Annotated in this window: 14 protein-coding genes; all 14 read right to left on the bottom strand. The window is 63.2% G+C overall.

The window, feature by feature from the left end; translation table 11 throughout:
- Positions 1-192 precede the first annotated feature (192 nt).
- Entirely contained in the window at positions 193-1197 is a 1005-nt protein-coding gene (ltaE, locus tag E8E95_RS14700) for a low-specificity L-threonine aldolase (protein WP_280351301.1), read from the bottom strand.
- A 223-nt stretch (positions 1198-1420) separates the two neighbouring features.
- Positions 1421-2419, bottom strand: coding sequence for a succinylglutamate desuccinylase (gene astE / locus E8E95_RS14695; RefSeq protein WP_077527393.1), 999 nt, complete (start codon positions 2417-2419; stop codon positions 1421-1423).
- Between the two features lie 9 nt (positions 2420-2428).
- Positions 2429-2719: a topoisomerase II gene (locus E8E95_RS14690; RefSeq protein WP_280351298.1), complete on the bottom strand. Its 291-nt coding sequence runs from the start codon at positions 2717-2719 to the stop codon at positions 2429-2431.
- A 10-nt stretch (positions 2720-2729) separates the two neighbouring features.
- On the bottom strand, positions 2730-4076 hold the full coding sequence (gene astB, locus E8E95_RS14685; protein ID WP_280351296.1) for an N-succinylarginine dihydrolase: 1347 nt from the start codon (positions 4074-4076) through the stop codon (positions 2730-2732).
- Positions 4073-5536 (bottom strand): succinylglutamate-semialdehyde dehydrogenase, encoded by a 1464-nt coding sequence (gene astD, locus E8E95_RS14680; RefSeq protein ID WP_280351295.1) that lies wholly within the window; start codon positions 5534-5536, stop codon positions 4073-4075. Before astD ends, astB begins: the two co-directional genes overlap by 4 nt.
- Positions 5537-6559, bottom strand: coding sequence for an arginine N-succinyltransferase (gene astA / locus E8E95_RS14675; protein ID WP_077527397.1), 1023 nt, complete (start codon positions 6557-6559; stop codon positions 5537-5539).
- A 113-nt stretch (positions 6560-6672) separates the two neighbouring features.
- Positions 6673-7689: an arginine/ornithine succinyltransferase subunit alpha gene (aruF, locus tag E8E95_RS14670; RefSeq protein WP_179060959.1), complete on the bottom strand. Its 1017-nt coding sequence runs from the start codon at positions 7687-7689 to the stop codon at positions 6673-6675.
- Between the two features lie 151 nt (positions 7690-7840).
- A complete protein-coding gene (locus tag E8E95_RS14665; RefSeq protein WP_280351291.1) occupies positions 7841-9061 on the bottom strand; it encodes an aspartate aminotransferase family protein in 1221 nt (406 codons plus the stop codon).
- A gap of 557 nt (positions 9062-9618) precedes the next feature.
- Positions 9619-10611, bottom strand: a complete 993-nt coding sequence (gene argR / locus E8E95_RS14660) for a transcriptional regulator ArgR (RefSeq protein WP_280351289.1) — start codon at positions 10609-10611, stop codon at positions 9619-9621.
- A 96-nt stretch (positions 10612-10707) separates the two neighbouring features.
- On the bottom strand, positions 10708-11472 hold the full coding sequence (aotP, locus tag E8E95_RS14655) for an arginine/ornithine transport ATP-binding protein AotP (RefSeq protein ID WP_028626373.1): 765 nt from the start codon (positions 11470-11472) through the stop codon (positions 10708-10710).
- A 19-nt stretch (positions 11473-11491) separates the two neighbouring features.
- Positions 11492-12604, bottom strand: a complete 1113-nt coding sequence (locus E8E95_RS14650) for a M14 family metallopeptidase (RefSeq protein WP_280351287.1) — start codon at positions 12602-12604, stop codon at positions 11492-11494.
- A gap of 4 nt (positions 12605-12608) precedes the next feature.
- The gene (locus tag E8E95_RS14645) at positions 12609-13307 is read right to left on the bottom strand and encodes an ABC transporter permease (protein WP_077527402.1); all 699 of its coding nucleotides are present in this window, start codon (positions 13305-13307) and stop codon (positions 12609-12611) included.
- The gene (locus tag E8E95_RS14640) at positions 13304-13993 is read right to left on the bottom strand and encodes an ABC transporter permease (protein WP_179060964.1); all 690 of its coding nucleotides are present in this window, start codon (positions 13991-13993) and stop codon (positions 13304-13306) included. The genes E8E95_RS14645 and E8E95_RS14640 overlap by 4 nt, the downstream gene beginning before the upstream one ends.
- Before the next feature lie 108 nt (positions 13994-14101).
- A complete protein-coding gene (locus E8E95_RS14635; protein WP_077527404.1) occupies positions 14102-14884 on the bottom strand; it encodes an ABC transporter substrate-binding protein in 783 nt (260 codons plus the stop codon).
- Between the last annotated feature and the right edge of the window lie 449 nt (positions 14885-15333).

Here is a 15333-nt window from a genome sequence, read left to right as displayed (position 1 = left end):
TCGGCGAAAAAGCAGCAGGTTCTCAAGAATATCCCGGCATTTAACGCCTGTTTCCCACGTTGCGCGCGAAACTCGCAGCCGTCTGGCGACAGGCATACGAATCACCGGCAAAGGGCCGCATTATATCGGCCCTGCGCCAGCGGGATAGTCTCTTTGTGCGATAGATGGCGGCTATTTATGCCCGCCATTCAATCAGGCTTGCCGGAAGGCGGCAAAAGCCTCGATCACAGAGGGAATATCAGCGGATTGCACGTCCAGGTGGGTTACCAGTCGCAAGCGCGCGGCAGGGCTGACGCGAATGCCGCGACCCGCCAGGAAGTCGCCCAGCGCGCGAGCCTGGTCGCCGATCTGCACGTAAACCATGTTCGTCTGTACCGGCTCGATGCTATAGCCCAGTTCACGCAGGCCCGTCCCCAAGCGCTCGGCGTTGGCATGGTCTTCCGCCAGGCGTTCCACCCGGTGATCCAGCGCGTAAAGCCCCGCCGCCGCCAACAGGCCGGCCTGACGCATACCGCCACCCACCATCTTGCGCAGGCGCCTGGCCTTGGCAATCAGTCCCGCGCTGCCACAGAGGACCGAACCCACCGGCGCCCCGAGCCCCTTGGACAGGCAGACGGAAACCGAGTCGAAATGCCGGGTGATCTCGCGGGCATCCACACCCAGCTTCACCGCCGCGTTGTACAAGCGGGCGCCATCCAGGTGCAGGCCCAAACCGCGACGACGAGTCAGTTCACGGGCTGCTACCAGGTAGTCCAGGGGCAGCACCTTGCCTTGCATGGTGTTTTCAAGCGCCAGCAGGCGAGTCCGGGCGAAGTGGAAGTCGTCCTGCTTGATGGCAGCCTCGACCCGGGAAAGATCCAGGCTGCCGTCCACTTCGCCTTCGATGGGCTGGGGCTGGATGGAGCCCAGCACGGCGGCGCCGCCACCTTCGTATTTATAGGTATGCGCCTGCTGGCCGACGATGTACTCGTCGCCGCGCTCGCAATGGGCCATCAGGCCCAACAGGTTGCTCATGGTGCCGGTCGGCACGAAAAGCGCGGCCTCGAAGCCCAGGCGTTCGGCCAGGCTGGCTTCCAGGCGGTTTACGGTTGGGTCTTCGCCATAGACATCGTCGCCCAGTTCGGCGCGCTGCATGGCCTCGCGCATACCAGCTGTGGGTTGGGTGACGGTGTCGCTACGCAGGTCGATCAGGCTCATGCCGGGCTCCTTGGATGGGCGAAGGGCCCGATCCTAAATCCCGGCCCCCTGCGGGTACAGGTACAGATGCAAAGAAAGACGTAGAACCTGTTCACGGTCTCGCGAGCTAGAGCCATGCAAGGCAAAAGAAGGCGAGGAAGCGGAGTTTACGAGCTGTAAATGAGCATTCCGAGCCTGCTTTTAACGCAGCAGGGCCGACGCGCAGCAGATCGTGGTCAGGTTCTCAGACGTCGGCAGGCACTATGAGGATGCCGGCACGCAGGCCGTTCTTCACCTTGGGATTGGGGAAGATGATCCGCGCGCCCTGCTCTTCCACCACCCAGCGCGTACCGGCGATGTCCTCGGCCAGCAGGTAGCCCACGGGCAGCTCGCTGAAGTTCTCGATATCCGGTGCCAGGTGCAGCTGGAAGGATTCGCTGTGCTTGATGATCTCGCGCGATACCGAGAACAGTTGCAGGCCATCCAGGCTTTCGCCGTCGGCTTTCGGCTCGCGCCCTTCGATCAGCGCATGCAGGCGGGCCTCGAGTCGGTCGAGGTTGACCTCCGCATTGCTGCCGAACGGACGCGCCTTGCCCAGCTCCAGGGTAAAGGCCTCGGCATCCAGTCGCGCGTAGGTGTAGGAGCTGAAGGTGATACCGGTCTTGTTCTGCAGCAGCACGGCGTCGATACCGGCGTCACGCAGACGGGCCAGCTCCCTGCGCGAATGCTCACGGCCTTCGACATAGGGATAGAGGGCGAACTGTTCGATCTTCGACCCACGGATGGCGGTATGCAGGTCGTAGTGCAGGCGCGAGCGGTCAGGCTTGCTGAAGAAGGCAGCGGCGTAGCGCTCCAGTTCCCCGGCGCGCATGGCTTCGAAACCGCTGGATTCAGCATGCCGACCATTGAACAGGCGGTTGATGTCCTGCTCGACGAAGCGATCGCCGCGACGAATGGCTTCGGGATTACCCAGCAGGAAGAGAATGCGCGTACGCGGCTTCAACTGGCCGCGCGCGATGGCCTGGACCAGGCGGTCCAGCAGTTCGATCGGGGCGGTCTCGTTACCGTGCACCCCGGCCGAAAGGATCAGGTCGAGCCCACTGTCTTCGGCGGCCGGCGGAGTGACGTCCAGCGCCCCCTCCCCCAGCCAGTGCAGACGCACGCCCCCGGATGTCAGCTGGATCTTCTCGGTCGGCTCGCGGCCGGCGAGGGTCAGTTCGAGCAGTTTTCCGAGGGCTAGCATCCTGTTACCTCAATCGTGATCGCAGTCGGGACCATGTACATGGTCATCGTCGTCGCCAGCGGCGTCGGCCGGTTCCATTTCCAGTTCCAGGCTGACCAGGTTGGTGGCCAGCGGGCGCAGCAGCAGGTTGGCGTACTCGGTGTCGCCCTCCTCCACGTCCACGCCGATCAGCAACTGGCCATTGCCGGCCTGCTGGATCCAGACTTCCTTGCCCTGCCAGACGACGGCGAAGCGGGTGCAAGAGGTTTCGAGCTGGGTGCCGTCGGTATCTTCGAGGATGAGTTGCAGGGCGTCGGACATTTCAGGTTTCTCAGTTGAGCTGGAAGGGATAAACAGCGCCCAGTTTAAGGATCTGCGTCAGTTCATCCAATGCCGTCCGGCATTCCACCAGCAATTGCGGATCAGCCAGGTCGGACTCGCTAACGCGGTCGCGATAGTGCTTCTCGACCCAGGTGCTCAGGGTGGCGTGGAGTTCCGGGGTCATGATCACCCCCTGGTTCACCGCCGCCAGCTCGTCTTCCTTTAGTGCCACGCGCAGACGCAGGCAAGCCGGGCCACCGCCGTTCTGCATGCTCTGCTTGAGGTCGAAGACCTTCACTTCGCGAATCGGCCCCTGCCCCGAGGTCAGCTCATTCAGGTAGTTCCAGACGTTGGCATTGCCACGGCATTCTTCCGGAACGATCAGCAGCATGCTGCCATCGGCGCGGGTGAGCAGCTGGCTGTTGAACAGGTAGGAACGCACCGCGTCCTCCACCCCCACCGCGCTGCGCGGCACGCGAACCGCCTGGAAGCGGCCACCACGCTTGCCCAGCTTGCTATCCAGCTCGGCCAGCACCTTGTCGGTCTCGAGGAAGGCATCCTCGTGGTAGAACAGCACCTCGCCGTTACCCACCGAAATCACGTCGTTGTGGAATACGCCCTGATCGATCACCGCCGGGTTCTGTTGAGCGTAGACCACGCCCTCCGCGCCCAACCCGTGCAGGCGAGCGACCGCATGGCAGGCTTCCAGGGTCTGTCGCGCCGGGTAACGCTGCGGAGACGGGAAACGGCTGTCGAAGGCGCTGCGGCCAAAGACGAAGAATTCGACGCCCGCCTCACCGTAGCCCTTGCAGAACCGGGTGTGGTTGGCTGCGCCTTCGTCGCCGAACTGGCCTACCGCCGGCAGCGCGGCATGGTGGGCGAAGAACTTGTCGTTGGCGAACATCGCGCCGAGCACGCGACTGGTGGTCGGATGCTCGATGGAACGGTGGAACTTGCAGTTCAGGTTGGCGGCGGTGAAGTGCACGCGGCCATCCGCTGTGTCGGCGCTGGGGCTGACGGTGCAGGAGTTGGCGGTCCACATGCTGGAGGCGGAACTGCAGGCCGCCAATAGCGGCATGGCTTCCTTGGCGGCCTTGGCGATGACTTCCGCATCGGTGCCGGCGAAGCCAAGGCTGCGCAGGGCGGCGACGTCCTGGCGCTCCTGCGGCGCAAACACGCCCTGCTTGAAGCCCATTTCCATCAGCGCCTTCATCTTGCCCAGGCCCTGCAGCGCCGCTTCCTTCGGGTTGGAAACCGCCTGGCTGTTGCTCTGCGAGGCGACGTTACCGTAGGACAGACCACCGTAGTTGTGGGTCGGGCCGACCAGTCCGTCGAAGTTCACTTCATAGGCGTTCACAGGCTGACTCCTGGAGTAAGGGTTGCAGGCAGGGCAAGGGTTTCGCTTTCCAGCGAGGCGACCGGGTAGGCGCAATAGTCAGCGGCGTAATAGGCGCTGGCGCGGTGGTTGCCGGAGGCACCGACGCCACCGAAGGGCGCGCTGCTGGCGGCGCCGGTCAGTTGCTTGTTCCAGTTGACGATGCCGGCACGGCTCTCGATGAGGAACTGCTGGTAGCGCTCGGCGGAATCGGACAGCAGGCCAGCGGCCAGGCCGTACTGGGTGGCATTGGCCTCGGCAATTGCCGCGCCGAAGTCGCTGTAGCGGATCACCTGCAGCAGCGGGCCGAAGAACTCTTCATCCGGACGATCCGCCACGGCGGTAACGTCGAGGATGCCCGGAGTCAGCAGTGCCGCATTCTCCAGCGGTTGGGACATTGCCAGCAGCACCGAAGCACCGCCCGCGATCAGATGGTCCTGAGCCTTGAGCAGGTGGCGCGCCGCATCCAGGGAAATCACCGAGCCCATGAAGGGCGCGGGCTGGGCGTCGAAGGCGCCTACCTTGATGGTGCTCGCGACGCTCACCAGACGCGCCAGCAGGGCATCGCCCCAGGCGCCTTCGGGCACCAGCAGGCGGCGGGCACAGGTGCAGCGCTGGCCTGCGGAAATGAAGGCCGACTGGATGATGGTGTAGACGGCAGCGTCCACGTCCTGGACCTGATCCACCACCAACGGGTTGTTGCCGCCCATTTCCAGGGCGAGGATTTTGTCCGGGCGGCCGGCGAACTGCTGGTGGAGCAGATTGCCGGTGCGGCTGGAGCCGGTGAAGAACAGACCGTCGATACCTGCGTTGCCAGCCAGGGCAATGCCGGTTTCACGAGCGCCCTGCACCAGGTTGAGCACGCCGGCCGGCAGGCCCGCCTCCACCCAGCATTTCACTGTCAGTTCAGCAACCTTTGGGGTCAGCTCGCTAGGCTTGAAGATCACCGCGTTACCCGCCAGCAGGGCCGGGACGATGTGGCCGTTGGGCAGATGACCGGGGAAGTTGTAGGGGCCGAATACCGCCACCACGCCGTGGGGCTTGTGGCGCAGCACCGCAGTGGCGTCAGCCAGCGGGCCGCTCTTCTCGCCGGTACGCTCGCGGTAGCTCTGGATCGAGATGGCGACCTTGTTGACCATGCTGGTCACTTCGGTGGCCGACTCCCACAGCGGTTTGCCGGTTTCTTCGCCGATGCAGCGGGCCAATTCGTCGGCATGGCTGCGCAGCGCCACCGCGAACTGCTCGAGAATGGTAATGCGCTCTTCCAGCGGGCGACGTGCCCAGGCCGGGAACGCGGCGCGGGCGGCCTTCACGGCTTCTTCCACTTGGGCGGCGTTGGCACCCTGGCCCGACCAGACGACCGACTGAGTCACCGGGTTCAACGAATCGAAGGCTTCGCCCTGCCCTGCCTGCCAATTACCTGCAATGAAATGAGTGCTCATTTATACGGACTCCTTGGCCGACAGCGGAACAGCGCGAACCGAGGCACCAGCAGAGAGCTTCAGGCGCTTGGCCGTCAGTGCGTCCACCACGAGGGTGCCGGAAGCCAGGCGGGCCGGCGCAGCGGTGATGCGGCAGTCTTCGCGCTTGCGGTTATGGATCAGGAAAGGCGTCGCGTCATCGCCCGGCGTACCGACAGCGAGCACCAGGCTCTGACTGTCGCGCACAGCGCGGATCTTCGACGTTTCGCATTCGATGGCCGGGCCGGCGTCGAAGATGTCGACGTAGCCCTGATAGCTGAAGCCCTCGCCCTTGAGCATGGCCAACGCCGGCTCGGTGTCGGTGTGCACGCGGCCGATGATGTTGCGCGCCGCTTCGGAGAGGAAACAGGTGTACAGCGGGAACCTGGGCATCAGTTCGGCGATGAAGGCCTTGTTGCCGACGCCGGTAAGGTAATCGGCGCGGGAGAACTCCATCTTGAAGAAGTGCCGTCCCAGGCTTTCCCAGAACGGGGAAACGCCATGCTCGTCGGACATGCCGCGCATCTCGGCGATCACCTTGTCACCGAACAGCTCCGGGAACTCGGCAATGAACAGGAAACGCGCCTTGGACAGCAGGCGACCATTCAGGCCGCTGCGATGACCGGCATGGAGGAACAGCGAGCAGAGCTCGGAATTGCCGGTCAGGTCGTTGGCCAGGAACAGGGTGGGAATCTGCCGGTGGATATGCAGTTCCTGGGAGGCGCTGACGGTCAGGCCGACGCGGTAGTTGTACCAGGGCTCGCGCAGACCCACGGCGCCTGCCACGGCGGAAATGCCGATGACGGTGCCATCGTCGTCCTCGAGAACGAACAGGTAGTCCGCGTCGGCACGCTCGGCCTCTCCACGGAATGCCTTCTCCGCCCAGCCGACGCGATGCGACAGGCGCTCCTCATTGGCCGGCAGCGTGGTCAGGCCTGCGCCAGTGCTGCGCGCCAGGTCGATCAGGGCCGGTAAGTCGGCGCTGCGTACGGGACGAACGATCATAGTGCCTCCAGAAATTGCGCTCCTTCCGTCCGGGAAGGAAGCGAGGGAGAGAGCAGTGCCCTCATCCGGCCCGCCAGGGGCCACCCCCTCCCGGCGGGAGGAGGGTCAAAGACTCAAACCGCGATCAGGCGGACGCTGGCGCCTTCACCAACACCCAGTGCTTCAGCGGCCTCTTCACCCAACACCACCGGCTTGCCCGGAACCCAGTCGAGATCGGCGACGATCGCGCGGAAATCCTGCAACTGGCCGTTGCACACCAGGTACTGCCGTCCGCCCTTGCCCTGCTCACCGAGTTTCACCGGCACCATGCGGCTCTGCGCGATGGAACGGATGCTCGAGGTGCGCGCATGGAGGGTCGGACCGCCATCGAAGATGTCGATGTAGTTGTCGGTCTCGAAGCCTTCGCGCATCAGGATGTCGAAGGTGATCTGCGCACGCGGGTGCACCTGGCCCATGGATTCCTGGGCTTCGTCCGGCAGCAACGGCACATAGATCGGGTAATGCGGCATCAGCTCAGCGAGGAAGGTGCGGCTCTTCAGGCCGGACAGGCGCTCGGCCTCGGTGTAGTTGAGGTCGAAGAAGTTGCGCCCCACCGCGTCCCAGAACGGCGACTCGCCGTGCTCGTCGCTGTAGCCAACGATTTCCACTACCACGGCATCGGCGAAGCGCTCCGGGTTGCTCGCCATGAACAGCAGGCGGCCGCGGGAGTTGAGTTCGGCAATGGAGGTATTCACCAGGTCGCGCTCGACGTAGAAGCTGGTCAGCAGGCTGTTTCCGGTGAGGTCGTGGCAGAGCGACAGGACATGGATCTTGTTGTGGATCGAAAGCGAACGAGAGGCGTGTACGAACGTCTCGTTGCGGAAGCTGTAGAAAGGCTCGGAGAAACCGGCCGAGGCGACGATCGCCGAGCAGCCGGCGAGACGGCCGGTCTTGCTGTCTTCGAGGACGAAGAAATAGCTCTCTTCGCCGTTGAAGCTCACTTCGGCGGAGAAGGATGCCTCGGACGCGGCAATCTTCTCGCCCAGGACCTCGGCGTCATCCGGCAACGAAGTCACACCCACGGGGCTGTCCGCGGCCAGACGCTGGACTTCAGCGAGATCGGCCATTTGCGCGGGGCGCATCACCAACATGGGGGTCACTCCTTTTCTTGTTGAAGACTCCGAACGAACCAGTGGTTCCATCCGGAGAAAAGACGGGCCCCAATGGCCCGCACTCACGCATGAATCTGTCCATCCCTGGGATCGCAGCGCAGCGCTTCCGTGCGCTGCGTCCAGCAGAGACTTACGCCTGGGTCAGCTTGGCGACGGCGCGCTCGAAGCGGTCCAGGCCTTCATCGATGTCCGCATCCGGGATAACCAGGCTGGGGGCGAAGCGCACCACATCCGGGCTGGCCTGGAGGACCATCACGGCTTCCTTCTCGGCTGCGTTCAGCACGTCTTTCGCCTTGCCCTGCCACGCTTCGGACAGCACGGCGCCGATCAGCAGGCCAAGACCGCGAACTTCGCTGAAGATGCCGTACTTGGCACCGATAGCCTCGAGGCGAGCCTTGAAACGGTCATGCTTGGCGTTGATGCCACTGAGCACTTCCGGGGTGTTGATCACGTCCAGCACTGCTTCCGCCACGGCGCTGGCCAGCGGGTTGCCGCCATAGGTGGTGCCATGGGTGCCCACGGACAGGTGCTTGGCGATTTCGCTGGTGGTCAGCATGGCGCCAATGGGGAAACCACCGCCCAGGCTCTTGGCGCTGGAGAGGATGTCCGGGGTCACGCCGTAGTGCTCGTAGGCAAACAGGTAACCGGTACGACCCATGCCACTCTGCACTTCGTCGAAGATCAGCAGCGCATTGTGCTCGTCGCACAGCTTGCGGGCGCCTTCCAGGTAGGCCTTGTCGGCCGGCAGTACACCGCCTTCGCCCTGCACGGGTTCCAGGACCACGGCACAGGTCTTGTCGGAGATGGCCGCCTTCAGGGCTTCCAGATCGTTATAGGGCACATGGCTGATGCCTTCCATCTTCGGGCCGAAGCCGTCGGAGTATTTCGGCTGGCCGCCAACGGTCACGGTGAACAGGGTGCGACCGTGGAAGCTGTTGGTGGCGGAGATGATCTCGTGCTTCTGCGGGCCATAGACGTCATGGGCATAACGACGAGCCAGCTTGAAAGCTGCTTCGTTGGCTTCAGCACCGGAGTTGGCCAGGAACACGCGCTCGGCGAACGTGGCATCCACCAGTTTCTTGGCCAGGCGCAGGGCCGGCTCGTTGGTGAAGACGTTGGAGACGTGCCAGATCTTGTTGGCCTGCTCGGTCAGCGCCTTGACCAGCGCCGGGTGTGCATGACCCAAGGAGTTCACTGCGATACCGCCGGCAAAATCGATCAGCTCGCGACCGGATTGGTCCCAGACACGGGAACCCTGGCCACGCACCGGGATGAAAGCGGCGGGGGCGTAGTTGGGAACCATCACCTTGTCGAAATCGGCGCGCTCGACCTGCGCATGCTCAACGGACATCAGTTTCTCCTGCCATGAACGGCTAGTGATGAAAGGATTGTAGGGACTGATTCTGGGTTGGCATTGCCGCCATGCGACAACTTCTTACAGCGCCAACCCTGCGAAAACCGGCGCTTATGGAAATGCGACAGAAAGCGTCGGGAAGGCGCAGTTTAAACGCTGATCGCCACCGCTACGCACCCGCCGGGAAATTTTCTCCACGGGGTGACTGGTGGGTATTGGCAGGCAAGTGATGGGCGGTCCGGTAAGGAGCACTTGTAGGTTGGCGCAGAGCGCAGCGAAGCCCAACAACGTCTCCGCACCAAGCGTTGGGCTTCGTTCCTCAGCACCAACCTACGGGGCAGCTGCGCTGCCCTTGGCGAATGAATTCGCTGGTTTGCATTAAGTGTTGCAAGTAGCTGCATTGCCCGTAGGAGCTGGCTTGCCAGCGAATGGCCCCTTTTCGCTAGCAAGCTAGCTCCTACAAGGCACCGGACCGATGTCGATCTCTGGCAACAGCTAACGCAGACATAGCCAATGAATTCACCCCTACAAGAAAAGCAGGGGTGAAACGAGGGTCAGGTCCGCTCCGCCACCGGGGTCGGCAACGGTTGCTGGGTCTCGAAGGGACTGGCGCCACGGCGCTGGTTGCGGTCTTCGCGCGGGGTAACGCCGAAGAAATTGCGGTAGGCGCTGGAGAAGTGCGGGCCGGAAGAGAAGCCGCAGGACAGGCCGATCTGGATGATCGACTTGCTGGTCTGCATCAGCATCTGCCGTGCCTTGTTCAGGCGCAGCTCCAGGTAGTACTGGCTGGGCACGCGATTGAGGTACTGCTTGAAGATTCGTTCCAGCTGGCGACGGGACACGCAGACGTGCTGGGCGATTTCGTCAGTGGTCAGCGGCTCTTCGATATTGGCCTCCATCAACAGCACGGCCTGGGTCAGCTTCGGATGGCTGGAACCCAGTCGGTTCTGCAATGGGATGCGCTGGCGTTCGCCACCCTCGCGGATGCGCTCCACCACCAGTTCCTCGGACACCGCGCCAGCCAGCTCGGCACCGTGATCACGGGCCAGCACAGCCAGCAGCAGGTCGAGCACCGCCAAGCCACCGCATGCGGTCAGACGGTCGCGGTCCCAGTCGAACAGATGGCTGGTCGCAATCACCTTGGGGAATCGCTCGGTGAAGTCGTCCTGCCAGCGCCAGTGCACGGCAGCGCGATAGCCATCCAGCAGGCCCAGCTGGGCAAGCGGATAGACACCGGCGGAGAGACCGCCGACCACGCAGCCGGCACGCACGGCCTGCTTGAGCGAGGCAGAGAGTGCCGGCGAGATCTGGGCCGGCGGCTCGTCGGCCACCAGGAACAGGCGATGCAGGCCTTCCAGCTTGCCCACCCAGGCGTCGCCCGGCAGGCGCCAGGCTCCCTCGGTGGCCGGCTCGGCCTGCAGGAAGGACATGTCGTAGACCACTTCCGGATGCAGTCGCTGGGCAACGCGCAGAGCTTCCTCGGCCAGCGCCAGGGTCAGCGCCTTGGTACCGGGCCAGAGGAGAAAAGCGATTCGATGGGCAGTCATGGCAGGCAGCTTAGCAGACCCCGGAAAAAGGAAAGAGACGTGGTGAAACAGGGATGCGAATGCGCTGCGGCGGCCCTCAGGCCGCCGCAGCGGGGATCACTTCAGACTGCCGGAAAGGAACTGCTTGAGGCGATCGGATTGCGGGTTTGCCAGCACTTCCTTCGGGCAACCGCGCTCTTCCACCAGGCCCTTGTGCAGGAACACCAGCTGGTTGGACACCTCGCGGGCAAAACCCATCTCGTGGGTGACCACGACCATGGTGCGGCCTTCGACGGCCAGGTCCTTCATGACCTTCAGCACTTCACCCACCAGCTCCGGATCGAGAGCCGAAGTGGGCTCGTCGAACAGCATCACTTCCGGTTCCATGGCCAGGGCACGGGCAATCGCCACGCGCTGCTGTTCACCGCCGGACATGTGCGCCGGATAGGCGTCCTTGCGATGGGCCACGCCCACCTTGGCCAGGTAATGCTCGGCCTTCTCGATGGCTTCCTTCTTCGGTACGCCGAGCACATGCACCGGCGCCTCGATCACGTTCTCCAGGGCGCTCATGTGCGACCAGAGGTTGAAGTGCTGGAACACCATCGCCAGACGCGAACGCATGCGTTGCAGTTGCTTGGCATCGGCCGCCTTCAGGCCGCCATCCTTGTTGGCCACGAGCTTCAGCTCTTCGCCATTGAGGAGGATCTTGCCGCCGTGGGGCTGCTCCAACATGTTGATGCAGCGCAGGAAGGTACTCTTGCCCGAGCCGCTCGAGCCGATGATGCTGATGACGTCGCCAGCCTTCGCCGCCAGGGACACGCCCTTGAGGACTTCGTGGCTGCCATAGCGCTTGTGCAGATCTTGGACTTCCAGTTTGTACATGGTTTCGGTCTCGTTTGGCTCAGTCGCTCAGCAGGCGTCCCTGACGAATGGGTTCACGGCCGGCCACCTTGGCCAGCCAAAGTCCAGGTTGCGCGAATCGCATCCGCTCACGCGCGAACAGCACGCCGTCAATCGACGCGCAAACCACTGCATGACGGTCATCCAGCGGGTCGATCACTTCGAACAGCGGATCGCCAGCCTTGACCTTCGCCCCGGCGCTCTGGAGGAAGCTCACGACCCCGGAGTGCGGTGCATAGAGATATTCAGCCCCTTCGAACGGCGTCGCCTCGCAGCAGTCCTGCGGGGCAACCGGCCACTCACCGGTGATCAGGCCCTGGTCGGCGAGGAAGGCCAGGATGGCTTCGGCGCGCGCCTCGGCCAGCGGCTTGTCGGTATCCACCATGCTGCCCAGCTCCACGGTGGTCGCCATGCAGGCCAGCGGAATCGATGCGTCAGGGAAACGCTGGGCCAGACGCAGCCAGGGCAGCGAGCAGGACTCATCGAACGAGCTGCCGCCGGAGTCTTCGGCGGTCAGGACCGCGCCGGCCTCCAGGCGCGCAGCCAAGGGACGCAGTGCGCTCCAGTGCTGCGGCAGGCAGTAGAGATGTACTGCCGCTTCGAAGTCGCAGTGCAGGTCCAGGACCAGGTCGGCGTCGCAGGCATGCTGCAGGAGCAGACGCTGCATGCCCGCCAGCTCGGAACCTGCCGGTGGCAGTGCAGCCAGGGCTTCGCCCATGGCCTGGCGGATAAGCGCCACGTTCGCCGTCGCATCGGCGCCCAGACGGCCGTCCAGGCGATCCGCCACGAGGCTGGCGAGGTCCGCGAAATCACGGTTGAAGTTCTTTCCGCTACCCAGCTCGAAGCGGCCCTGCTGGGCAGCCTGGACGAGCTGGCCAAGGCCAACGGGGTTGGCCACCGGCACCAGCTCGATCACGCCCTTCAAGCGGCCCTGCTCTTCCAGCTCGCACAGGCGGCGCTTGAGCTCCACGGCCACACGCATGCCCGGCAGCTCATCGGCGTGCAGGGACGCCTGGATGTATGCCTTGCGCTCGCCGCTGCCGAAACGGAAGACCGTCAGCTGGCGGCGGGTCCCCAGGCATCCCCAGGGCAGTTCATGGTCGATACGCTGCATGAGGTCAGGCCTTGCGCGGGGCCAGGTAGGCCAGGTAGCGGCGCTCAGCCGCCTTGAACAGGCGTACCAGGACGAAGGTCAGGCACAGGTAGAACGCACCCGCGGTGATGAAGGCTTCGAACGGCAGGTAGTACTGCGAGTTCACGGTGCGCGCGGCGCCGGTGATGTCGATCAGGGTGACGATGGACGCCAGGCTGGTGGTGTGCAGCATCATGATGACTTCGTTGCTGTACTGCGGCAGCGCACGACGCAGGGCCGACGGCAGCAGAATGCGGCGGTAGAGCTTGCCGCGGGACATGCCCATGGCCTTGGCCGCTTCGATCTCGCCATGGGGCGTGGCCTTGATGCTGCCGGCGAGAATCTCGGCGGTATAGGCACTGGTGTTGATCGCGAAAGCGACGCAGGCGCAGAAGGTCGCGTTGGACAGATAAGGCCAGAAGACGCTTTCACGCACCGCCTCGAATTGGGCCAGGCCGTAGTAGATGAGGAACAGTTGCACCAGCATCGGGGTGCCGCGAATCACATAGGTGTAGAGCCAGGCCGGGAAGTTCACCCAGGGCTGTTTGGACACCCGCATCAGCGCCAGCGGCACGGCCGTGGTCAGGCCCAGTGCCAGGGAAATCGCCAGGAGCTTGAGGGTTACCAGCACACCGCCGAAGTAGAGCGGCAGGCTCTCCCAGATCACGTTGTAGTCGAAGATCATAGTTCAGCCGCCTTGATGCCCGCCGAGTAACGTCGCTCCATGTAACGCAGCGCCAGCAAGGAGACGCTGGTCAGCACCAGATAGAGCGCGGCAACCGCGAGGTAGAAAGTGAAGGGTTCACGGGTCGCATCCGCTGCACTCTTGGCCTTGAACATCATGTCCTGCAGGCCGACCACCGAAATCAGCGCGGTGGCCTTGGTCATCACCAGCCAGTTGTTGGTGAAGCCGGGAATCGCCAGGCGGATCATCTGCGGCACGAGGATGCGGAAGAACACCTTGGTGCCGCTCATGCCATACGCCAGGCCCGCCTCGCCCTGCCCTTTCGGGATCGCCATGAAAGCGCCCCGGAAGGTTTCCGAGAGGTACGCGCCGAAGATGAAACCGAGGGTGAAGACGCCGGACCAGAAGGGGTCCAGATCGATGTAGTCCTCGTAACCCACCATGGGCGCGACGACGTTCACGATCTGCTGGCCGCCGTAGAAGATCAGCAGGATCAGCACCAGGTCGGGAATGCCACGGATCACGGTGGCGTAAGCCTCGCCCAGCAAGGACAGCCACTTGATCGGGGACAGTCGGAACGCCGCGCCGATCAGGCCGAGCACCACCGCCATGGTTATGGAAGACAGGGCCAGCAACAGGGTGAGCCAGGCACCATCGAGAATGGTCGAGCCGTAGCCGTTGAGCATGATTCAGATCCTCATGCAGCGCGCCGGGATGCACCGGGCGGCACCGCCACAACGAAAAAGTGGCACAAACCGCTATGTGAAGTTTGTGCCACTTTCAGGGAAAAGCGATTACTCGCCGTAGACGTCGAACTTGAAGTACTTGTCCTGCACTTCCTTGTACTTGCCATTGGCACGGATGGCGGCGATGGCAGTGTTGATCTTCTCGGCCAGGGCGGTGTCGCCCTTGCGCACGGCGATACCGGCGCCTTCACCGAAGTACTTCTTCTCGTTGAAGTCGGGACCTACCAGGGCAAAGCCCTTGCCGGCGTCGGTCTTGAGGAAACCGTCGTCGATGTTCACCACGTCCGCCAGGGTGGCGTCGAGACGGCCAGCGGTCATGTCCAGGAAGATTTCGTTCTGCGAGCTGTAGCGAACCACTTCGGCACCAGCCGGCGCGAAAACGTCGGTGGCGTAACGGTCGTAGATGGAAGCGCGCTGCACGCCGACTTTCTTGCCTTTGAGGTCGGTCAGCGGGTCATTGATGACAGTGCCTTCCTTCATCGCGAGGCGCGCGGGGGTGTGGTAGTACTTCTTGGTGAAGTCGACCGATTTCAGGCGCTCTTCGGTGATGCTCATGGAAGAGAGCACGGCGTCGAACTTGCGTACTTTCAGGGCCGGGATCAGGCCGTCGAACTCCTGCTCGATCCACTTGCACTCGACTTTCATCTCGGCGCACAGGGCGTTGCCGATGTCGTAGTCGAAGCCGGTGATCTTGCCTTCCGGAGTCTTGTAGGCGAAGGGCGGGTAAGCGGCTTCGATGCCGATACGCAGCGGCTTCGCATCGTCTGCAATGGCGGCCAACGGCGACAACAGGGACAGCGCCATGGCGCCGAGAAGTGCAATCTTCTTCATGTTATGACTCCTTCAAAGGGATATGGCTTCTGTTGGCAGCGTGAGATTCGCCCAGACGGTCCACGAATTGTAGAAAGAGTCGTCGTCTTTGCTGGCTGAATGCCGTGTGCAAAAGGCTCCGACTGGGTGTGCGGCATTCTAGCCACAGCCCCGAAGTCGATATTTCTTCAATGCGACAACAAATTACAGAAGCACTGGAGAGGGGTCGGAAGAGCATTGACAGGCACATGGAAAAGTGCCGAGAAGAAGGTGTGCAGAACCCTATAACAAAGCAATTATCGGACCATAAAATAGAAAGCCCAATTATTCTGCGGCCTTACGAGTTTGAACTTGTTTTCAATGACGTAAAGAACGCTCCGAAAGAGCGCGATGCGTTCCCATTGGAACCAGATGGGTGCACCCCGTAACCGCGACTGTTACCCGCGCTCCCCTCCCCCTGCGGAACCCGA

This window comes from Pseudomonas sp. BN414, from assembly GCF_029871275.1.
Taxonomy (GTDB): Bacteria; Pseudomonadota; Gammaproteobacteria; order Pseudomonadales; family Pseudomonadaceae; genus Metapseudomonas; species Metapseudomonas resinovorans_C.
The sequence above is the reverse complement of the archived record's forward strand: the minus strand, read 5'-3'. Positions and strand labels throughout refer to the sequence as shown.